24 protein-coding genes, 1 tRNA gene and 1 pseudogene are annotated in these 17,861 nt (G+C 65.9%); 11 read left to right on the forward strand and 15 right to left on the reverse strand.

What is annotated here, in order from left to right:
- Positions 1-27: 27 nt before the first annotated feature.
- Complete coding sequence (locus tag BLW09_RS04670) at positions 28-315, reverse strand: hypothetical protein (protein WP_089909079.1); 288 nt, start codon at positions 313-315, stop codon at positions 28-30.
- A 56-nt stretch (positions 316-371) separates the two neighbouring features.
- On the opposite strand from BLW09_RS04670, the gene BLW09_RS04675 reads away from it, so the two are divergent.
- Positions 372-752, forward strand: coding sequence for a cold-shock protein (locus tag BLW09_RS04675; RefSeq protein WP_018191747.1), 381 nt, complete (start codon positions 372-374; stop codon positions 750-752).
- A complete protein-coding gene (locus tag BLW09_RS04680; RefSeq protein WP_089909080.1) occupies positions 745-1,602 on the forward strand; it encodes a DUF3027 domain-containing protein in 858 nt (285 codons plus the stop codon). Before BLW09_RS04675 ends, BLW09_RS04680 begins: the two co-directional genes overlap by 8 nt.
- Here the strand turns inward: BLW09_RS04680 and BLW09_RS19180 are convergent.
- A pseudogene (locus tag BLW09_RS19180) lies at positions 1,522-1,686 on the reverse strand (DUF2530 domain-containing protein); the annotation flags it as partial. The gene BLW09_RS04680 and the pseudogene BLW09_RS19180 overlap by 81 nt on opposite strands.
- A gap of 7 nt (positions 1,687-1,693) precedes the next feature.
- Positions 1,694-2,809 (reverse strand): phosphoserine transaminase, encoded by a 1,116-nt coding sequence (gene serC, locus BLW09_RS04685; RefSeq protein WP_089909082.1) that lies wholly within the window; start codon positions 2,807-2,809, stop codon positions 1,694-1,696.
- 131 nt (positions 2,810-2,940) lie between these two features.
- On the opposite strand from serC, the gene BLW09_RS04690 reads away from it, so the two are divergent.
- Complete coding sequence (locus BLW09_RS04690; protein WP_089909085.1) at positions 2,941-3,633, forward strand: metal-dependent transcriptional regulator; 693 nt, start codon at positions 2,941-2,943, stop codon at positions 3,631-3,633.
- Between the two features lie 214 nt (positions 3,634-3,847).
- Here BLW09_RS04690 and BLW09_RS18870 read toward each other — a convergent pair whose 3' ends face one another.
- The gene (locus BLW09_RS18870) at positions 3,848-4,153 is read right to left on the reverse strand and encodes a hypothetical protein (RefSeq protein ID WP_157696902.1); all 306 of its coding nucleotides are present in this window, start codon (positions 4,151-4,153) and stop codon (positions 3,848-3,850) included.
- On the opposite strand from BLW09_RS18870, the gene BLW09_RS04695 reads away from it, so the two are divergent.
- The 3 genes from BLW09_RS04695 (at position 4,152) to BLW09_RS04705 (ending at position 6,431) form a co-directional block, all read left to right on the forward strand.
- Positions 4,152-4,790: a C40 family peptidase gene (locus BLW09_RS04695; protein WP_157696903.1), complete on the forward strand. Its 639-nt coding sequence runs from the start codon at positions 4,152-4,154 to the stop codon at positions 4,788-4,790. The two genes, BLW09_RS18870 and BLW09_RS04695, sit on opposite strands and share 2 nt — an antisense overlap.
- Before the next feature lie 414 nt (positions 4,791-5,204).
- Positions 5,205-5,720 (forward strand): HNH endonuclease, encoded by a 516-nt coding sequence (locus BLW09_RS04700; protein WP_089909089.1) that lies wholly within the window; start codon positions 5,205-5,207, stop codon positions 5,718-5,720.
- A 12-nt stretch (positions 5,721-5,732) separates the two neighbouring features.
- Positions 5,733-6,431: a GNAT family N-acetyltransferase gene (locus BLW09_RS04705; RefSeq protein WP_089909092.1), complete on the forward strand. Its 699-nt coding sequence runs from the start codon at positions 5,733-5,735 to the stop codon at positions 6,429-6,431.
- A gap of 28 nt (positions 6,432-6,459) precedes the next feature.
- Here the strand turns inward: BLW09_RS04705 and BLW09_RS04710 are convergent, their stop codons facing one another.
- Positions 6,460-6,876 (reverse strand): GNAT family N-acetyltransferase, encoded by a 417-nt coding sequence (locus BLW09_RS04710; protein ID WP_231947064.1) that lies wholly within the window; start codon positions 6,874-6,876, stop codon positions 6,460-6,462.
- 68 nt (positions 6,877-6,944) lie between these two features.
- Between BLW09_RS04710 and BLW09_RS04715 the strand changes: the two genes are divergently transcribed.
- Positions 6,945-7,160 carry a hypothetical protein gene (locus BLW09_RS04715; protein ID WP_089909095.1) on the forward strand — a complete coding sequence of 72 codons (216 nt, stop codon included), beginning with the start codon at positions 6,945-6,947 and terminating at the stop codon, positions 7,158-7,160.
- 115 nt (positions 7,161-7,275) lie between these two features.
- Here the strand turns inward: BLW09_RS04715 and BLW09_RS04720 are convergent, their stop codons facing one another.
- The 4 genes from BLW09_RS04720 to BLW09_RS04735 are packed head-to-tail and all read right to left on the reverse strand — an operon-like array spanning position 7,276 to position 9,561.
- A complete protein-coding gene (locus BLW09_RS04720) occupies positions 7,276-8,046 on the reverse strand; it encodes an ABC transporter permease (RefSeq protein WP_089909098.1) in 771 nt (256 codons plus the stop codon).
- The gene (locus BLW09_RS04725) at positions 8,043-8,864 is read right to left on the reverse strand and encodes an ABC transporter ATP-binding protein (protein ID WP_089909101.1); all 822 of its coding nucleotides are present in this window, start codon (positions 8,862-8,864) and stop codon (positions 8,043-8,045) included. Before BLW09_RS04725 ends, BLW09_RS04720 begins: the two co-directional genes overlap by 4 nt.
- The gene (locus tag BLW09_RS04730; RefSeq protein WP_089909104.1) at positions 8,861-9,229 is read right to left on the reverse strand and encodes a DUF1048 domain-containing protein; all 369 of its coding nucleotides are present in this window, start codon (positions 9,227-9,229) and stop codon (positions 8,861-8,863) included. The genes BLW09_RS04725 and BLW09_RS04730 overlap by 4 nt, the downstream gene beginning before the upstream one ends.
- A 2-nt stretch (positions 9,230-9,231) precedes the next feature.
- Positions 9,232-9,561, reverse strand: a complete 330-nt coding sequence (locus BLW09_RS04735) for a PadR family transcriptional regulator (RefSeq protein WP_089909106.1) — start codon at positions 9,559-9,561, stop codon at positions 9,232-9,234.
- A 138-nt stretch (positions 9,562-9,699) separates the two neighbouring features.
- Between BLW09_RS04735 and BLW09_RS04740 the strand changes: the two genes are divergently transcribed.
- A tRNA-Arg gene (locus tag BLW09_RS04740) sits at positions 9,700-9,771 on the forward strand.
- Between the two features lie 743 nt (positions 9,772-10,514).
- Here BLW09_RS04740 and BLW09_RS04745 read toward each other — a convergent pair.
- Positions 10,515-11,693: a hypothetical protein gene (locus BLW09_RS04745; protein ID WP_089909109.1), complete on the reverse strand. Its 1,179-nt coding sequence runs from the start codon at positions 11,691-11,693 to the stop codon at positions 10,515-10,517.
- Positions 11,694-11,839: 146 nt separating this feature from the next.
- Here BLW09_RS04745 and BLW09_RS04750 point away from each other — a divergent pair, with 146 nt between their 5' ends.
- Positions 11,840-13,000 (forward strand): DNA cytosine methyltransferase, encoded by a 1,161-nt coding sequence (locus BLW09_RS04750; RefSeq protein ID WP_089909111.1) that lies wholly within the window; start codon positions 11,840-11,842, stop codon positions 12,998-13,000.
- 272 nt (positions 13,001-13,272) lie between these two features.
- On the opposite strand, the gene BLW09_RS04755 is transcribed toward BLW09_RS04750, so the two are convergent.
- Positions 13,273-14,208 carry a 5'-nucleotidase gene (locus BLW09_RS04755; RefSeq protein ID WP_197682051.1) on the reverse strand — a complete coding sequence of 312 codons (936 nt, stop codon included), beginning with the start codon at positions 14,206-14,208 and terminating at the stop codon, positions 13,273-13,275.
- Between the two features lie 272 nt (positions 14,209-14,480).
- Here BLW09_RS04755 and BLW09_RS04760 point away from each other — a divergent pair, with 272 nt between their 5' ends.
- On the forward strand, positions 14,481-14,972 hold the full coding sequence (locus BLW09_RS04760) for a TIR domain-containing protein (protein ID WP_089909114.1): 492 nt from the start codon (positions 14,481-14,483) through the stop codon (positions 14,970-14,972).
- Positions 14,973-15,370: 398 nt separating this feature from the next.
- Here the strand turns inward: BLW09_RS04760 and BLW09_RS04765 are convergent, their stop codons facing one another.
- Both BLW09_RS04765 and BLW09_RS04770 read right to left on the reverse strand, forming a co-directional pair.
- Positions 15,371-15,898 (reverse strand): HIT family protein, encoded by a 528-nt coding sequence (locus BLW09_RS04765; RefSeq protein WP_157696904.1) that lies wholly within the window; start codon positions 15,896-15,898, stop codon positions 15,371-15,373.
- Between the two features lie 278 nt (positions 15,899-16,176).
- Entirely contained in the window at positions 16,177-16,854 is a 678-nt protein-coding gene (locus BLW09_RS04770) for a response regulator transcription factor (protein ID WP_089909120.1), read from the reverse strand.
- A 90-nt stretch (positions 16,855-16,944) separates the two neighbouring features.
- On the opposite strand from BLW09_RS04770, the gene BLW09_RS19060 reads away from it, so the two are divergent.
- Positions 16,945-17,109: a hypothetical protein gene (locus BLW09_RS19060; RefSeq protein WP_172824173.1), complete on the forward strand. Its 165-nt coding sequence runs from the start codon at positions 16,945-16,947 to the stop codon at positions 17,107-17,109.
- Between the two features lie 21 nt (positions 17,110-17,130).
- On the opposite strand, the gene BLW09_RS04775 is transcribed toward BLW09_RS19060, so the two are convergent.
- Together BLW09_RS04775 and arfB are read right to left on the reverse strand one after the other, a co-directional pair.
- Positions 17,131-17,337, reverse strand: a complete 207-nt coding sequence (locus BLW09_RS04775) for a hypothetical protein (RefSeq protein ID WP_089909123.1) — start codon at positions 17,335-17,337, stop codon at positions 17,131-17,133.
- 63 nt (positions 17,338-17,400) lie between these two features.
- The gene (gene arfB, locus BLW09_RS04780; RefSeq protein WP_089909126.1) at positions 17,401-17,838 is read right to left on the reverse strand and encodes an alternative ribosome rescue aminoacyl-tRNA hydrolase ArfB; all 438 of its coding nucleotides are present in this window, start codon (positions 17,836-17,838) and stop codon (positions 17,401-17,403) included.
- Positions 17,839-17,861: the final 23 nt, after the last annotated feature.

Raw genomic sequence — 17,861 nt, forward strand, 5'->3', positions numbered from 1 at the left:
GCGCCGAACCGCCGGCCGTCCCGGCCCCTAGCGCCGGCCCTTGGTGCCGTTGGCCGCGTTGGCCGCCCGGTTGCGCCGGGCGCTGACGATGAGGAGGACGATGATCAGCACGAAGGCGATCGGCAGGGCCACCAGGGGGAAGAAGAAGACGGTCGGCCACAGCCCGAGGCCGGAACCCTGGGCCGCGAATTGCCCGGCCGCCGTCCCGATCAGGATGGCTGCGATGCAGACCAGGGAAACGATGACGAGCGCGGCGACGATGTACGACAGGATGCGCTGGAGCCGCGATGCCGGCGGCGGGGTCTGCTGGGTCACGAAATCAAGGATAATTGAGGTTGGTCATCCGATCCCCCATGCGAAGTGAGGTTCCCATGCCAACCGGCAAGGTCAAGTTCTACGACGAGGAGAAAGGCTTCGGCTTCATCAGCTCCGATGACGGCCAGGAAGTCTTCCTGCACGCCTCGGCGCTTCCCGCCGGTGCCGTCGTCAAAGCGGGAACCCGTCTGGAGTTCGGCATCGCCGACGGCAAGCGCGGAGCGCAGGCGCTCTCCGTGCGCGTTCTGGAGGCTCCGCCGAGCCTGGTGAAGATGAAGCGCAAGTCGGCGGACGACATGGCGATCATCGTCGAGGACCTCGTGAAGCTGCTCGACGGCATCGGCGCGAACCTTCGCCGCGGCAAGTACCCCGACAAGGCGCACGGCGCGAAGATCGCCGCCGTGCTGCGCAAGGTCGCGGACGACCTGGATGCCTGAGCGCGGCGACGACGTCGACCCGGGCGCCGAGGCGGCCGAGGCCGTTGAGGTGACGGACGTGATCGTGGATGCGGAGCCGGCCGAACCGCTGGTCGCCGAGCCCGAGCTGCTCGCCGCGGTTCCGCTCGCACTCCAGGCGCTGGCCGAGATCACCCCGGAGGCCACGATCGGCGAACCCCTCGGCCACGTCGTCGAGGGGCCGGGTGTCGTCTCCCTGCTCTTCGCCAGCCGCCTGTCGGGCTACCCGGACTGGCGCTGGACCGTCACCGTCGGCCGCGCCGGCGACGACGACGAGCCGACCGTGCTCGAGGCTGAGCTGATGCCCGGCGACGGATCGCTGCTGGCGCCCGACTGGGTGCCCTGGTCGGAGCGCCTGGCCGAGTACCAGGCCGCGCAGGAGGCCAACGCGAGCGCGGACGCCGAGTCGGATGACGACAGCGTGGACGACGACGAGGACGAGGACGAGAGCGACGACGAGTCCGAGGAGGGCTTCGACGACGCCGAGGACGACCACGACGTGCACGACCTGCACGGCGACGACGATGTGGACGGCGTCGACATCGACAGTGTCGACGTCGACTTCGACGAGGAGACGGACGTCGACAGCGACCTCGATCTGGAGGCGGAGGAGGCCGCGGCGCTCGCCGACGAAGATGACGACGAGGCCGACGCAGACGATGAAGACGACGAAGACGCCGACGCCTCAGCGGCGGCGCGTGACGGTGAGGTAGCCGAGTCCGAGGACGCCGAGGACGAGTCCGACGACGATGGTCCAGAGCCAGGTGCCGGAGGCGACCGCCGGGCCGCCGACGATCAGGACGACGACGAGGGCGACCAGCCACAGGGCTAGCCCGACGACGACGGCCCTCCGGTCATCCGTCTTCACGGGGACCGGGTCGGGCCGACGTTCGTCGTCGCGGAGCCAGAGGCGCATCGCGCGGTCAGCCCAGCCGCTCGACCACGTACTCGATGCAGCCGATCAGGGCCCGCACATCCGCCGGCTCGATCGCCGTGAACGTCGCGACGCGCAGCTGGTTGCGGCCGAGCTTGCGGTACGGCTCGGTGTCGACCACGCCGTTGGCGCGCAGTGCCTTCGCGACCGCCGCCGCATCCACGCGGTCGTCGAAGTCGATCGTGACCACGACCTGCGAGCGGTGCGCGGGGTCGGCGACGAACGGGGTCGCGTACTCGACCGACTCGGCCCACGAGTACAGCGCGCCGGACGACTCGCGGGTGCGGGCGTCGGCCCAGGCGAGGCCGCCGTTGCCGTTCATCCACTCGAGCTGGTTCTCCAGCAGCACCAGCGTCGCGATCGCCGGCGTGTTCAGCGTCTGGTTGAGCCGCGAGTTGTCGACGGCGTTCTTGAGGCTGAGGAACTCGGGGATGTAGCGGTCGCTCGCCGCGATGCGCTCGACCCGCTCGAGAGCGGCGGGGGAGAAGAGGGCCAGCCAGAGGCCGCCGTCCGACGCGAAGTTCTTCTGCGGGGCGAAGTAGTAGACGTCCGCCTCGCTGACGTCGAGATCGACGCCGCCGGCCGCGCTGGTCGCATCGATGACCGTGAGCGCGCCGTCGTCGCCGTGGACGCGGCGGACCGGCGCCATGACACCGGTGGACGTCTCGTTGTGCGGCCACGCGTACACGTCGACGCCGTCGACGACCTCGACCTCGCTGCGCGATCCGCCGGGCGCCTCGATGACGTGCGGGGCCTCCAGCCACGGGGTCTGCGCGGCCTTGGCGAACTTGCCGCCGAACTCGCCGAAGACGAGGTTCTCGCTGCGCTTCTCGATGAGGCCGAACGCCGCAGCGTCCCAGAACGCGGTCGAGCCGCCGTTGCCGATGACGACCTCGTAGCCCTCCGGCAGGCGGAACAGCTCGCCGAGGCCCTCGCGCACGCGGCCGACCAGGTTCTTCACCGGCGCCTGGCGGTGCGAGGTGCCGAGCAGCTCGGCACCGGCCCCGGCCAGGTAGGCGACCTGCTCGGGCCGGACCTTGGAGGGTCCGCATCCGAATCGACCGTCGGCGGGCAGCAGCTCAGAGGGGATCGTGACGTCCGGCATAACTGAAGTGTATTGGCTGTTGCATGCTCAGGACGGCGCGCACGAGCGCTCCGCCCGGGCCTGCGCCTGGCTGTCGGCCGCACCAAGTAGGCTGTCATCCGACGTTCGCGCGCCGTCACGTGGAGGGGTTCATGACCGATCTGATCGATACGACCGAGATGTACCTTCGCACCATCCTGGAGTTGGAGGAGGACAACATCGTCCCCCTGCGTGCGCGCATCTCCGAGCGTCTCGGCCACTCCGGTCCGACCGTCTCGCAGACCGTCGGCCGCATGGAGCGCGACGGTCTGGTCGTCGTCTCCGGCGACCGTCACCTGGAGCTCACCGACGACGGCCGCCGCAAGGCTGTCCACGTGATGCGCAAGCACCGCCTCGCGGAGCGCCTGCTGAGCGACGTCATCGAGCTCGAGTGGGAGTACGTCCACGAAGAGGCCTGCCGCTGGGAGCACGTGATGAGCGAGCAGGTGGAGCGCAAGCTGCTGACCATGCTCGGCCACCCGACCGAGTCGCCGTACGGCAACCCGATCCCCGGTCTCGGCGAGCTGGGCGCTGCCGACTCCTCCCTTTCCACCGAGAACCTGATCAACCTGGTCGACGTCGTGCGCGGCAGCGATTCCGGGGTGACTGCCAGGATCCGGCGTCTGGGCGAGCCCGCTCAGGTCGATCCCGAGCTCCTGCTGCAGCTCAAGCAGGCTGGTGTCTTTCCGGGCTCGACCGGCACTTTCTCCCCGGCCGGCTCCTACGTCGCCGTGCAGATCGACGGGTTCGAGACGGGCCTGGAACTGCCCAACGAACTCGCCGCGCACATCTTCGTCGACGCCTGATTCCCGTTACCGATTCGTTAAAAAGCGCCCGAAAAGATGTGACAAACGGGGTCTCGTCCCGTAGTCTCTTACGAGTCCGAACGGGCCACCATCCGGCCCATCAGGACCCTGGATCGAGACGCTCCACCCCCCTAGTACCCGTCTCTCGATCCGTGAAGCCGAAGCCACTCGTGCGGACGGGGGCAGCTCCCTAGTGCTGCCGGAGCGTTGGAGGTCACACTTTGGCAGACTCGAGCACGACCGGTCCCCTCCAGGACCGTTCGAACCCGGACCAGAGCAGCACGGACATCACTTCTTCCCCTTCCACCCCCGTCTCCCGCCGCGCGCAGCGCGTGCAGCGTGAGGCCGCCGCGTCATCCCGCCCGGCATCGTCGCCGGCGCGCACGAACGGCCGCGCCGCTTCGACCGCCGTCCGCACGGCAACCGGCTCGACGGCAGCGCAGGCGAAGAAGAAGCGCAAGGGCGGATGGATCCTCAACGCCGGTGTCATCACCGTCGCCACCGGGATCATCGCGACCATGTCCCTCCCTGCTTTCGCTTTCAACCCGAGCGACGCGCAGAGCGCGGGCTTCGGCCCCAGCGCCGCCGACTCGATGAAGAAGGCCCAGTCGCAGACCGTCGAGGTCGGCGGGGTCGCCGCGTCGACCGTCAGCCGCGACGCCGCCTCCGCTACGACGGAGGAGCAGCTGGCCGCGCAGAAGGCCGTCGCCGCCGCGGAGGCCGCCCGACGCCAGGCCGCCGTCGAGCTGGCCACGTACGCCAGCAAGTCGACGGGCCCGTCCGTCTCCGACTTCCTCGCCAACCCGCCGTACCCGAACTTCAGCCTCTCGCAGGTGTTCTCGGTGGCCCAGCAGTACATCGGCACCCCGTACGTGTACGGCGGCGCCACCCCTGCGGGCTTCGACTGCTCCGGCTACGTCATGTACGTGTACGCCCAGTTCGGGGTCTCCCTCCCGCACTCGGTGTCCGGCCAGGCCGCGAGGGGCAAGCGCATCTCGATCGCCGACGCCCAGCCGGGCGACCTGGTGATCATGCCGGGCCACGACGGCTTCTACGCCGGCAACGGCAACATCATGGACGCCCCGGACTCCGGCCGCTCGATCTCGATCCGCCCGATCTGGACCAGCGACTACTACATCGTCCGCCTGGGCATCTGAGCCCGGTTGCCCTTCTCTCCGGACGCACACCCGCGGGTTTCCGTTCGGTGAACACTCCGCACCACAGCACAGGAACGGCGCGCCCCGAATAGGTGGCGCGCCGTTTCTGGGTTACCCTGGCGTTCTGACGCTGCGTCACGCAGCCGCAGATTCGGAGGATCCGATGGTCGGAACGCGTTCCGCCGGGCCGCTGAGGGCGACCGGGTGGGACGAGCGCGGCCTTCCGACGGGATCGAGCATCACGCTCTCCCGCTGGGGCGACTTCCTCGCCTGCCGCCACCACGTCGAGGCCTGCCACCGCCACCATGTGGCGTGCCGCCACCATGCCGCCTCCTCCTTGGGCGCTGTCCGCACGGACAGTGCCCTTTTTGTTTGCCCGAGCACCCTCCCTCCTCTTGTCCCGAAGGGCCGCAGATGAAGACTCTGGTTCTCAACGCCAGCTACGAGCCGCTCGGCGTGATCGCGACGCGACGCGCGATCATGCTGGTGCTGAGCGGGAAAGCGTCGACGATCGCGCAGAGCGGCGCGCAGCTGCACAGCCGCTCCCTGGTGCTGGATGCGCCGAGCGTCGTCCTCCTGAACCAGTTCATCAAGGTGCCGCACCGCCGCATCCCGCTGACGCGCAAGTCGGCGCTGGAGCGGTACGGCCACGTGTGCGCGTACTGCGGCAAGTACGGCGACACGCTCGATCACGTCATCCCGCGCGCCCGCGGCGGCACCCACACCTGGGACAACGTGGTCGTCGCCTGCTTCCGCTGCAACAACGTGAAGTCGGACCGCCTGCTCAGCGAGCTGGGCTGGAAGCTCCCGTTCGAGCTGAAGGAGCCGCACCTGAACATGGCGTCGCTGATCAGCATGCGCTGGAACGACCCCAACTGGGAGGAGTTCACCGAGCCCTGGCGCCGCCACGAGCTGCAGCTGGCCGGGTGACCGCGTGCGCGCATGAAGGCTGAGGCGGAGGCGCGCGTCGACACGTACTGGGCCGAGGTCTTCGACGTTGACGTTGCGCGGATCTGGGAGCCCGGCATCCACACGACTTGGGCGCGCGACCCGTGGCCCGGCGTCTACGTCCTGGTGCGGCCCGGCGTCGTGCGGCTTCGGGCTCCGGACCGGTCCCGCGCCGAGCTGGAGCCGATCCTCCAGACGGTGGGTGGCGCCGACGCACTGGACGTCGACCGCTGGCAACGGGTTCTTGGCGCCTTCTCCCCGCGCATCCTCGGGCCGGCGATCCACTCGTACCGCGGTGACGGCCTCCCCGTCGACGGCGCGGGGATCGAGCCGGTCTCGGGGGTGGAGGTCCTGGCGTTCTCGCGCGAGGTCGGGGATGCCGAGTTCGAGGAGTCGGGCTTGGCCGACGCGAGCAGGATGTTCGGCGTCCGGGCGGACGGCCGGCTCGCGGCGGTCTCCGGTCTGAGCGATTGGATGGGGCAGCCGTCCGACATCGGTGTGCTCACCCTCCCGGGCCTGCGGGGGAGGGGGCATGGCCGCCGGGTCGCGGCTGCGGCCGTGAACGACGCGATCGCGACGGCGGGCATCGCCCGCTGGAGGAGCCTGGCCGGCAACACGGCCTCGCGTTCCCTCGCGCGCTCGCTCGGCTTCGAGGACCGCGGTGAGAACATCGGCATCCGGCTGACCCTCTAGCCGTCGGCATCCTGTTTGCGCAACCTCATCAGCACCAGTCGCGGCGCTCGAAGCCGACGGACTCGTAGAGGCGGATGGCCGCTGCGCGGCTGGGGCGCGACGTGAGGTCGAGGGTCCTCAAGCCGCGTTCGCGCGCGATCTCGATCATCGCCTCGAGCAGGCGCCGTGCGATCCCGTTGCCCCGCTGGGTGTCGTAGACCACGACGTCGTCGACGTGGCCGCGCCATCCGGTCGGCAGTGGGAACGTGGCGAGGGTCGCCATGCCGACGACCTGACGGCCGATTCGGGCGACGAGGAGGTCGGTTCCGGGGTGGTCGAGCATGGCCAGGATCCGGTCACGGTCGTAGTCGGCGGTGGTGGAGAGCTGGGGGAGGAGGTGCTCGATCGCATCCAGATCGGCCGGGCTCAGCGTAGTCGCGACCTCGATGTCGACGGTGGCAGTCATGCCCACCACGCTAGCTGAGCCGTTAGCGGCCGAAGCCGAAGGCCCTCGCGCGGTGGGACACTTCCGTCATGGATATCGAGCAGTGGTGGCCGACGCTGTCGGAAGCGACGAGGGCGTGGCTGATCACCAACAACGGGGATGCTGTTCCTGAGCCGGTGGCGGACGAGATCGTCGCGGCCGGCGGAGTTCTGACCGAGGGCTCTGCGGAGGATGGCGAGGACGGCGTGTATCTCTCCGATGAGGAGACGGATTGGATCGAGGCGGTCGCGAACGGCGAAGGGTGACGCGGCATCTCGATGAGCCCGTCCCGGCGGCGGGCGAAGGGCGGCTTAACGGCCGAAGCGGAAGGCCCTCGTGGGAACCTTCCGTTCGGCGCCGGGGCCGGCAGCGTGACCCCGGTCAGCCCGCGGTGACCTTGCGGCGGTAGATGACCATCGCGAAGGCGTACGCGATGACGAGGATGCCGACGAGCCAAGCGAGGGCGATCCAGATGTCCCCTCCGACCGGCTGCTGCTCGAACAGTGCGCGGATGGTGTTGACGATGGACGTGACCGGCTGGTTCTCGGCGAACCAGGCGACCGGTCCCGGCATCGACGTCGTGGGGACGAACGCCGAGCTGATGAAGGGCAGGAAGATCAGCGGGTAGCTGAAGGCGCTGGCCCCATCCACCGTCTTCGCCGAGAGCCCCGCGATGACCGCGAGCCAGGTGAGGGCGAGGGTGAAGAGGATGAGGATGCCGGCGACGCCGAGCCAGGCCCAGACCGATGCTCCCGTGCGGAAGCCCATGATCAGCGCGACGCCGATCACGATGGCCATCGAGACGATGTTCGCGACGAGCGACGTGAGGACGTGCCCCCACAGCACGCTGCTGCGGGCGATCGGCATCGACTGGAACCGCTCGAAGATGCCGCCCTGCAGGTCGAGGAACAGCCGGTAGGACGTGTACGCGACCCCCGAGGCGATCGTGATGAGCAGGATGCCCGGCAGCAGGTAGTTGACGTACGAGCTGCTGGAGCCGGTGTTGATCGCGCCGCCCAGCACGTAGACGAACAGCAGCATCAGGGCGATCGGCGTGACCGCGGTGGTGATGATGGTGTCGGGGCTGCGCAGGATGTGGCGGAGCGAGCGCCCGGTGAGCACACCGGTGTCGCTGAGAACGGTGGCGGTCATCGTGCTCTCCTTCCTGTGGCGGCCGCGCCCTCGGTGCGGTCGGTGGTGGTGTCGGTGTTCTCGTCTCCCGTGTCGCCGACGAGCGCGAGGAAGACCTCTTCGAGCGTCGGCTGCTTCTCGACGTATTCGACCTTCGCGGCCGGGAGCAGCCGCTTGAGCTCGTCGAGGGTGCCGTTCTGGATGATCGTCCCCTTGTGGAGGATGGCGATCCGGTCGGCGAGCTGCTCCGCCTCGTCGAGGTACTGCGTGGTGAGCAGCACCGTCGTCCCCTGGCCGGCGAGGCGCTTGACCGTCTCCCACACCTCGATGCGCGCCTGCGGGTCGAGTCCGGTGGTGGGCTCGTCGAGGAAGATGATCGGCGGGTTGCCGATCAGGCTCATCGCGATGTCGAGCCGGCGCCGCATCCCACCCGAGTAGGTGGACGCCTTGCGCTTGCCGGCGTCGGTGAGGGAGAACCGGGCGAGCAGGTCGTCGGCGATGCCGCCCGGGTCTTTCAGGTGGCGCAGCTTGGCGACGAGGATGAGGTTCTCGCGCCCGGTGAGCACCTCATCCACCGCGGCGAACTGCCCGGTGAGGCTGATCGCGCCGCGGACGTCGGAGGGCTTGGCCGCCACATCCACCCCGTGCACGGTGGCGGTGCCGCCGTCGGCGCGGAGGAGGGTGCTGAGGATGCGGACGAGCGTCGTCTTGCCGGCCCCGTTGGAGCCGAGCAGGGCGAAGATGGTGCCCGCCTGCACGTCGAAGTCGACCCCGCGGAGCACCTCGACGTCTTTGAACGACTTCTCGATGCCGCGGACGCTGATCGCGGGTGCGCTCATTTCTTCTCCTCCTGTTCCGCCTCCTGGACCGCCTTGATGAGGCGGGCCCGCTCCTTGTCGATCCACTTCACGCCGCCGTAGGACTCCGTGTAGGTCTCGGCGAAGTCGATGGGGTCGCCCCCGACGAGCTCGCTGATCGGCGTGCCGTCGATGGCCGCCCGCTCCCACATGTCGGCGAAATCGGAGAGCATCGTGACGAGCGTGTCGCCGTCGGTGATGCCGCCGTTGTACATGAAGTACCGCTCGAACGCCTTCGCGGCGCCGCGGTACGGCTCCGGCAGGGCCTGCACGCGGGCCTTGTACTGCCGGTACTGCTTCTTCTGCTCGAGGGATCCGGTGATCGTCTCGATCCACTTCGCTGCCATGATCAGTTGTCTCCTTCGTGGAGCTGTTCGATCCGTTCTGCGAGGAAGCTCCACGTCCTCCAGAACTCTTCGAGGTAGTCACGACCCCGGGCGTTGAGGGTGTACACCTTGCGCGGCGGACCCTTCTCGGATGGAACCTTCTCGACATCCACGAGCCCACGCTGTTCCACCCGGACGAGGAGGGCGTAGATGGTGCCCTCCGCGATGTCGGCGAACCCCTGGTCGCGCAGCCACGCGGTGATCTCGTACCCGTACGCGGGCCGACGCGACAGGATGGCGAGCACGATGCCCTCGAGCGTCCCCTTGAGCATCTCGGTCTCTTGCTTGCCCATGGGACCCTCCTTCCTGCTTGCTAGTCAGTGTTGCTGATTACCGGTACATAGTAAGCATGAGTACCGGTAGTTAGCAACACTGAATAGCAAGATTTTTTGCGAGGGGGATGCGCGGCGTTCGCTAGACTCGACGGGCCAGCCTCTGTAGCTCAATGGAAGAGCAGTTCCGTCCTAAGGAAACGGTTGGGGGTTCGAGTCCCTCCAGGGGCACCTTAGAGGTCCGCAGTTCGGGCTATCCATTCGGCCCAGATAGTCGATAATTTCATTCGCACCGCGCTGTCGCCATGACGAGCGGTGGACGCCTTAGCGTCGCCGAACTCTGGATAAGTCGTAGGCTCGGCCATCCAGCCGGGGTCACCCCCCCCGTACTGGCGATCGCGGCCATTCGGATGCCTTCAGTAGCGTTGCACCGATGCTTGAACACCTTGCTTCCACTAACCCATCCGCCTACTGGTTGGGCTTCGGAGTGTTTGCTTTGTTCTCTTCAATCGGCGGCGTACAGGTGCTGCGTTTCCTTGTGCGCTGGGAACTCCGCCTTCGCGCTGACTCCAGATGGCGACGCCAGGGGAGGTTACTTCATCGTCGCGTTTCCGAGAATCGGGCCTCGGCGCCGCATCCGCTCACGAACCGAGCGACGCCCGCCAATCCGTCGTACAACGGCCTCGCGGAGTTCTTGGAGGGGAGGCGGGCGCGACCATTCTCTGATGACCCTGGACCTCGGGACTGGTAGATGCAAACTTCGATGGCCAACGCTCGTCTTCTTGCGTGCCGGGCGTCGGATGTGGGGCCATCTATTCGAGCACGTTCATAGCTGACTCGATCACTGTCGGGACATCAGGCTGCGGTCTGAGCCTGTTGAGCACCGTCGCAAGCAGCGGTTCGGCCATCCGAAGCGCTGGCTCGTCGACACGCCGAGGACGGTGCAGGGGAGGTGCGGGCGAGTCACTAGAGCATCACCTGCTGATCGCCTGGAGGCTGTCGGTCCAGCCGTCGGTGATGGTCTGGATCGGGGCGAGCCGGTCGGAGAAGTCCTTGTGCCGTGCCATGTCCGCAGTGCGGCCGAAGCGGAACTCCCACCGTCCTGTCGGCGAGAACAGACAGGCTGCGACCACGTCGAAGCCATCCGCCGCATAAAACCTGGACGCCGGATCTCCCTTTGAGGCGCGGGTCTTTTGCACTTCGACCTTGAACGCACCGCCAGCGGAAACCTTGGGGCTGGCGTTCTTGCACTCGACCCGGAGGAACGTACCGTCATCGAGGGTGACATCGAAGTCGTGCATCGCGTCCACGTCGAGCCGTTGAACCGAGGCTATGCCGGGTGCTCCTGTGAGCTGCTGCTCCAGGTGGTACTCGGCTACTCCTCCGCGGACCGCGACAGAAAGACGGTTCCGGCCGCCGATGATGTCGAGGATCTGCTCGCTGGTCAGCGCAAACTGCTTCTCAAGGACATGCCGGTGCTGCGGTTCATCTGGCAACACAGGATCCGCCATTGCGGTCGCCGCGGCAAAGCGCAAAGGCGGGTCGAGACGGAGCGCAGTAGCGCGTCGTTCAAGTCGTGCGTAGTCGACCAGCCGAACAGGCGTGAACGCAACGACGGTCTCGAGGTTGGTAGGCGAGCGCGCCTCGGTGCGTTTGTTTCCGCCTCGGTTGATCTTCTCCCAGACATGCCAGCCAGTCCGCTTGGCCTGATCGATCTCCGCCTCCTTTGCGTAGAAGGAGATGCCCATAGGCAGCGGGTCCCACAGGTTCGCATCCAGTCCGAGGATCACACCGTCGGCCAGGTCGATGCCGAGAATCATCGCCACGTCGACGCCTGCTATGTCACGGCCGATTGGGTGGTCGCGAGTCCAACTGTCTTCGGATCCGTAGCGCAATTGACCCCTGACCTCATCGTCGGGGCGGTTCTTGATCGTGTTTCGGGTGACCCGGAACGGGTAAATGAGCATCCCTATTCGTTCGTCAGAGTCAAGCTGCACCCCGAGATAAATGGGAGCACGCTCGGGACCGCTTGCGTAGAGGACGCGGCCGCCAGAAGCCTCGACCGCGCGCAGCAGGAAGTCATGCATGTCAGCCCGGCCCTGCACCCGGTACACCTCGCCGAACGCGCGACCAGCCAATAACTCGTCCTCCACAGGCCTCCGATCTGCCGTGATCTGTCACACATCGCCGCCTGCCGTGGGCATGTCGGAGGGTGCTGACAGAATCCTCTCGACGATACTTGTTAGATCGCTAGCCCCTCGAATGACGGGCCGTGCAGGCAAGAGGATTGAGGTGGCAGATGGGCGAGCAGCTCCCGGTGGTGAGCTTGTTCTCCGGCGCAGGAGGGCTCGACCTCGCTGTCGAGCGCGCCGACGGAGAGCCCTTGGCGTCTGGTGACCCCGGCAGTGGCTTGCTTCGCGTCTCGGTCGCGACTGACTACAACGAGCCTGCTCTCCAAACTCTCAAGGCGAACTTTCGTGGCACCAAGACGCTCACCGGGGATATCCGCGAGGTCCCGACGGAGGAGATCCTTGCCACCGCCGGCCTGCGCTCTAAGGAGCCCGTGCTCGTCGTTGGTGGTCCGCCTTGTACCCCGTTCAGTAAGTCGGGGTTCTGGCTGGAGCAGAAGCGCGAGAGCCGTGACCCCAACGCCTCCCTGCTCGACGAGTACGTCCGCGTCGTGCGCGATGCCCGCCCTGAGGCCTTCATCCTCGAGAATGTCCAGGGCCTGACTTACAAGACCCACAAGGCACAGTTCGAGCGTCTCCTGAAGGGTCTGGGCGAGCTGGGTTACAACCCTCAGTGGAAGGTGCTTCTCGCCGCCGACTACGGGGTCCCGCAGCTACGCCGCCGGGTGTTTGTAGTCGGACGTCGTGACGGAGAGAAGTTCGAGTTCCCTGAGCCCACCCATTCTGGCTGGAGCGAGCACACGCGCACGGTCGACGCCAGCAAGATTCCTCACGTCACCGCCGCGCAGGCGTTCGAGGGCCTGCCCCGGCTCGCCCAAGCGTCCGACGACGAGATTGTTGATGGCAACTACGGGCAGCTCGCCGCCGAAATCCCGCCCGGCCAAAACTACCTCTGGCACACCGAGCGCTACGGCGGCCGCAACCATTTCGAGTGGAGAAGCCGTTACTGGACCTTTCTCCTTCGGCTCGACCCGAACCGCCCATCCACGACTCTTCAGGCACAGCCTGGCCCGTGGGTAGGGCCATTCCACTGGGAGAACGTCCGCACCGCTTCCGGTGAGGAGCGCGCTCGACGGCTCCGGATCAATGAGATGCTGCGACTCATGTCGTTCCCCGACGACTTCAAGATCGACGGAACTCGCGCGGACGTGCAGCGCCAGCTCGGCAACGCCGTACCCTTGGAGCTCGGTAAGGCGGTCGTACGGGCGTTGATGTGTCAGCTCGGGTATCTCGACCGCGAGAGTGAATCACGGGTTCTTGCATCCGCCTGAGCGTCTAGCCTGGAAGCAGGGTAGGTGTTGACGCGCCGCGCAATTCCGCTAGTTTCCGCGCCCATGCTCAGAGGAGCGTGTCGGCCGTGCACAGGGCTGCTAAGTGACAATTCGTAGGTAATCCCGCCTAGAGTCCTGTGAATCATGGAATGTGGTACGGGCTCGACTGTGATGTTGATCCTTGGTGGACGCCGAGGGCCTTGACCGTGACGGTGATAGTCGCTTCGATATGCGCCGGCGATTAAGGGTGATGCGGGAGCCCGCCGGCATCTTTATGCACTAGGCGCCTCGTTGATAACTCCGAAGGGAACGTGAACGCTGGGGATTTCGTCAGCGGCCCCCTCCAAGTGCCCAATCTGATCGTCGAAGAAGATGTGTGGCCTCAGCACGCGCAATACCGTCGACTTCTCAATACCGCCGAGGAAGAACGCGTCGTTTACTCGAACACCCCACGATTGGAGCGTCCTCACGACCCGCTCATGAGACGGGGCATTGCGGGCAGTGACAATGGCAACGTGAACGCGGCGGTTGTAGCGGGCGTCAGACTTCACCATTGACTCTTCGATGTCCTGAATTCGGTTGACACCGCGGAGAAACTCGGAGAGCCTGCCTTCGGGCAAGGGCTCCTCGAGATGTGCAGTCTCATGTGCGTGGAAGGCAGGAAGACCTTCCTCCTGCATAACGCGCTCGGAAGAGTCGTCAGCCAGCACGCCGTCGAAGTCAAAGGCAATCCGCAGGTCAGTTCCGTTCGGGTCTGCCGCGGGTGATCCAAGCACCTGCCCGGCGGCGAAGCCCATCCCGAGGGCCACTCGAACGTCGTTCGCATTTTGTGACAGGAACAAGGACATGTTCAATGCGCCCATGTACTCATATGGCGAGCGCCCCTGCATAAATATCGCTCTTGTTATCGCAAGACCGTGATGAGCTACCGATCGCATGACCCTAAGGCCGGTCTCGGGGTCGTTCCGAGAGAGGATTATGACTTCGACTAGCGGTGCACCGTCCGTAGAGAGGTCGTTTAGGGAAAGAAGTCTGTGAATGAAGGGAAATGCCACACCTGGCTCGAGCGCATCAGCGATGTGAGCTTCTTGGTACTCCCTATAGATGTCCTCACCCTCTTCGCGAAACACGGAGTCAGCTGCAGACAAATCGAAAAGCGCGCTCGATGCCACGCCTACTACGAGCATATTCCCCAGGTCGTACGGCACTGTTCTCCTTGGTGAAGTGAAGACGGCTCTCGCAAACGTTATCTGAATTCCAGCGCACAACCGAGCAGGTCCCGCCGGTCAAATCCGAGTTCAGTCGAGGAAGTGGGTCGATTGCTAGTCTTCGATCTCGAAGGTGCCCGTTCTGGCCAACCTGCACACTAACCGGAGGGCCACGTGATCGGATGCGACCTCTTTGGGGGTATTCCTCACCCGGTGGCCTTTCCGCTTAGCTACCCCTGGCCTCGTTCATGGCCATCGGTAGAGGGGGAGCTATGACCCGAAGAGTCTTTTTCAGCTTTCGGTACAGCCTAGACGCGTGGCGAGTAGCCCAGGTGAAGAACATGGGCGTCGTCGAAGGACAGCAGCTGCTGACAGCCAACGAGTGGGAAGACGTGGCCGGCGGCGGGGACGCGGAGATCCAGAAGTGGATTGACCAAGAGATGTCTGGCAAGAGCTGCAATGTGGTCTTGATTGGTGCGTCCACTGCGGGCCGCAAGTGGGTGAATTACGAGTTTACAAAGGCATGGAATGACGGCAAGGGAGTCGTTGGAATCCGGATCCACAACCTTGCTGATTCGAGCGGGAACACGACGACCGCCGGATTGAACCCATTTGCCGGTTTTGCCTTGGGCGATGAGAAGTTCGACGAAGTGGTGAAGGTGTACAACCCGGCCGGCTCAACGAGCGCGGATGTATACAAGACTATCTCCGACAACATCGAATCATGGGTCGAAGAAGCAATCGCGATTCGCAGCAGCTACTGAGCTGGACTGCCGAGCGCGTAAAGCACCTGGAGTTCCTGCAGGCGACGATTGCTCGCCAGGCGTCGCACTCCTTTGCGGCCAAGGGATGGTCGTTGACTGTAGCGGCCGTGATTTACGGCTACACGGCCGCTAATTTGAGCTGGTGGATGGCTCTTATCGCCCTCGTGCCGCCTGTAATGTTCGCCAAGTTGGATCTGTTCTTCCTCCGTCAGGAACGGCTGTTTCGTGCTCTTTACGACGACGTTCGGGCCCCGAACTCGGCGGTTCCGATTTTCGAGATGAGTACGCTGCGATATCAGAACAGCGCGAAGTACCCCGCGTGTTCGCCCAGGAGTGTACGGAGGTCAAAGCCGTGGCGTTGGCTCCATTTCACGGTGATCGGACTGGGTCTGCTGTTGCTAGTAGTTGCGCTCTTCCAGATGCTCAGCGTTCAGGATCTCGCGGACCGCATCTGCGGTGTCATCCAGCACCACGGCTGAGGTCGGCTTCTTTGTTGGCCAGATTTCGCCGACGGCATCATCCGGCCAGCGGGGCACAAGGTGCACGTGCGCATGCATGACTGTCTGGCTAGCAACTCGACCTGCCGAACTGACAACATTCATACCGTCAGGTCCAAGGGCCACCATGAGGGCGCGCGCAACTCGCACAGTGGCCTCGCCGAGTTGAGGAAAATCCGCGGGTAGCAGTTCCAGGAAGTTCGCAACATGGCGTTTCGGGATAATCATGGTGTGGCCTGTAGTTGCGGGCTCAAGAGGGAAGAAGGCGAGAGTGTCGTTTGTCTCGTAAACCACTCGCGCAGTCAACTCGCGACGCACGATCCGACAGAAGTCGCATGTGGCATCGTACTCAGAGCCTGCTGTTGTCACAATTGTGAGCATAGACGCCTCCGGCGTCGCCTCGCGTCGTAGCGCGTCGAGTCCGATCATGTGGCATTCCAAGGGGTGCACACGACCGCGGGGCAGCGACGGTTGGACGGCCGACAGATTCAGTGCGTCTCGGGCCATGCGCGAGCATCACAGCTCTCCCAGGACGCGCTCATCGTGGAGGGCATGCAGATGACCGCCGCGCTCTTACGGGCGTGCCCGTGATTCCAGCGGTCATAAAGATTTGTACCGCAGCTGAGTAAGACTGCGGACGATCACCTTGATCTCAAGGCGGCCGAAATTCAGAACATTCGCGCTCCAAATCCGGGCACACGCCCTCCTCACCGCCCGCCAACCCACCGCTCGATCCTCCGATGGTCCGGCGTGAACCCGTGCTCCACGCCCCACAGCACCGCTTGCGTGCGGCTGGCGGCGCCGATCTTGCGGTAGACGCTGCGGATGTGCGACTTGACCGTGTTCGGGCTGAGGTAGTTGAGCTCGGCGACGGCCGCGTTGCTCTTGCCCTGCGTGATGAGGGCCAGGATCTCCGACTCTCGGTCGGTGATCACTTCCTGCTTGCCGGGCCAGTCGAGTTCTTCGGCGCTGCGGGCGCGCGCGGGGGAGTCGCTCACCACGATCTCCCCGCTGTTCACGGCTTCGAGGGCGGCGACCAGCTCCGGTGCCGTGAGGGTCTTCGAGAGGTAGCCGTGGACTCCCTGCGCGCTGGCGCTCTCGATGAGTTCGGGGTGGAAGTTCCACGTGTAGACCACGACGTGGCGGGCTCGGGGGTTCCGCACGAGTTCGCCGATCTGCGTGTGACCGGACTCCGGCTGGGCGAACGCGTCGTACAGGACGACGTCGATCGGCTCATCCAGCGGGGCGTTCGCGTCGATCTCGGCGACGACCAGCCGGTCGTTGAAGCCATCCAGCATGTGCGCCAGGCCGAGGAGTACGACGTCGTAGTCGTCCACGAGGGCGATCGTGAACGGCTTCGTCGCTCCGTCCGGGGCTGCCGACATGGCCGCACATTACACCCCTAGGGGTGAGGCGCCCCCTCCTCGCGGGTGGTTGCGTGGAGCCATCAACCCCCGACCAGAAAGGGTCAACTGATGAACATTCTGCTGATCGTCATCGCCGTGATCGCCATCGTCCTCCTGCTCACGGGAGGGTTCGTCTCGTCGCTGAACTTCCTGCTCTGGGTCGGGATCGTCCTCCTCGTCCTCGCTGCCATCGTCTTCCTCGTCCGGATGCTCACCGGAAGCCGGCGCGTCTGAGTCGGGCCGGGCCGGGCGCCGTCAGGTGTCCGAGCCCCGGCGCCGGCGCAGCAGCGCGACGACGATCAGCACGACTCCGACGATGAGCACGATGGGGCCGATGGTGCCCCACAGCGGGGATCCGCTCATCACGGAACCGCCGAGCACGTTCAGCCCCTGCAGCGTCCACAGCAGTCCGATGAGGACGAGCACGATGCCGAGGATGAGGAACAACCACTTCGCTTTCACGATGCGAGGGTACGTCTCAACGCGCGATCCGTGGGTGCTGCGTCGGGATGGGGGCGAGCCGACTCAGTCCTGAGGAGGGCGACGCAAGCGCTTCACGTCGGTGCGACGCTTCTTCGCATCCAGCCGCCGTTCCCTGGCCCCGCGGCTCGGCTTGGTCGGTCTTCGCGGGGCCGTCGGCGGGCGGAGGGCGTCGGCCACGAGGTCGGCCAGCCGAGCGCGCGCGGCTTCCCGGTTGCGTAGCTGCGCGCGGTGCTCGGATGCGGTGATCGTCAGCTTCCCGTCGACGATGCGGCCGCGCAACCGATCGAGGAGCCGCTCCCGCTGGAACGGCGCGAGGACGGCGGAGCCCGCCACATCCCACACCAGTTCCGCCCGAGAGTCGGCGGTGTTCACCCCTTGGCCGCCCGGACCGGATGACCGCGAGAACCGCCACGACAGCTCGGACTCGGGGATCGTGAGTCCGGCGTCGACGCGAAGGCCGGGACGGTGGGCGGCGGGCATGCGTCCATCATCCCCTGAGTCAT

This window comes from Leifsonia sp. 21MFCrub1.1, from assembly GCF_900107895.1.
Taxonomy (GTDB): domain Bacteria; phylum Actinomycetota; class Actinomycetes; order Actinomycetales; family Microbacteriaceae; genus Leifsonia; species Leifsonia soli.

What these genes read in the sequence shown, in the direction of transcription:
- BLW09_RS04675 (WP_018191747.1), top strand. Translation starts at nt 372, where the DNA reads ATGCCAACCGGCAAGGTCAAGTTCTACGACGAGGAGAAAGGCTTCGGC.
- BLW09_RS04680 (WP_089909080.1), top strand. Translation starts at nt 745, where the DNA reads ATGCCTGAGCGCGGCGACGACGTCGACCCGGGCGCCGAGGCGGCCGAG.
- serC (WP_089909082.1), bottom strand. Translation starts at nt 2,809, where the DNA reads ATGCCGGACGTCACGATCCCCTCTGAGCTGCTGCCCGCCGACGGTCGA.
- BLW09_RS04690 (WP_089909085.1), top strand. Translation starts at nt 2,941, where the DNA reads ATGACCGATCTGATCGATACGACCGAGATGTACCTTCGCACCATCCTG.
- BLW09_RS04695 (WP_157696903.1), top strand. Translation starts at nt 4,152, where the DNA reads ATGTCCCTCCCTGCTTTCGCTTTCAACCCGAGCGACGCGCAGAGCGCG.
- BLW09_RS18870 (WP_157696902.1), bottom strand. Translation starts at nt 4,153, where the DNA reads ATGGTCGCGATGATCCCGGTGGCGACGGTGATGACACCGGCGTTGAGG.
- BLW09_RS04700 (WP_089909089.1), top strand. Translation starts at nt 5,205, where the DNA reads ATGAAGACTCTGGTTCTCAACGCCAGCTACGAGCCGCTCGGCGTGATC.
- BLW09_RS04705 (WP_089909092.1), top strand. Translation starts at nt 5,733, where the DNA reads ATGAAGGCTGAGGCGGAGGCGCGCGTCGACACGTACTGGGCCGAGGTC.
- BLW09_RS04710 (WP_231947064.1), bottom strand. Translation starts at nt 6,876, where the DNA reads ATGACTGCCACCGTCGACATCGAGGTCGCGACTACGCTGAGCCCGGCC.
- BLW09_RS04715 (WP_089909095.1), top strand. Translation starts at nt 6,945, where the DNA reads ATGGATATCGAGCAGTGGTGGCCGACGCTGTCGGAAGCGACGAGGGCG.
- BLW09_RS04720 (WP_089909098.1), bottom strand. Translation starts at nt 8,046, where the DNA reads ATGACCGCCACCGTTCTCAGCGACACCGGTGTGCTCACCGGGCGCTCG.
- BLW09_RS04725 (WP_089909101.1), bottom strand. Translation starts at nt 8,864, where the DNA reads ATGAGCGCACCCGCGATCAGCGTCCGCGGCATCGAGAAGTCGTTCAAA.
- BLW09_RS04730 (WP_089909104.1), bottom strand. Translation starts at nt 9,229, where the DNA reads ATGGCAGCGAAGTGGATCGAGACGATCACCGGATCCCTCGAGCAGAAG.
- BLW09_RS04735 (WP_089909106.1), bottom strand. Translation starts at nt 9,561, where the DNA reads ATGGGCAAGCAAGAGACCGAGATGCTCAAGGGGACGCTCGAGGGCATC.
- BLW09_RS04750 (WP_089909111.1), top strand. Translation starts at nt 11,840, where the DNA reads ATGGGCGAGCAGCTCCCGGTGGTGAGCTTGTTCTCCGGCGCAGGAGGG.
- BLW09_RS04760 (WP_089909114.1), top strand. Translation starts at nt 14,481, where the DNA reads ATGACCCGAAGAGTCTTTTTCAGCTTTCGGTACAGCCTAGACGCGTGG.
- BLW09_RS04765 (WP_157696904.1), bottom strand. Translation starts at nt 15,898, where the DNA reads ATGATCGGACTCGACGCGCTACGACGCGAGGCGACGCCGGAGGCGTCT.
- BLW09_RS04770 (WP_089909120.1), bottom strand. Translation starts at nt 16,854, where the DNA reads ATGTCGGCAGCCCCGGACGGAGCGACGAAGCCGTTCACGATCGCCCTC.
- BLW09_RS19060 (WP_172824173.1), top strand. Translation starts at nt 16,945, where the DNA reads ATGAACATTCTGCTGATCGTCATCGCCGTGATCGCCATCGTCCTCCTG.
- arfB (WP_089909126.1), bottom strand. Translation starts at nt 17,838, where the DNA reads ATGCCCGCCGCCCACCGTCCCGGCCTTCGCGTCGACGCCGGACTCACG.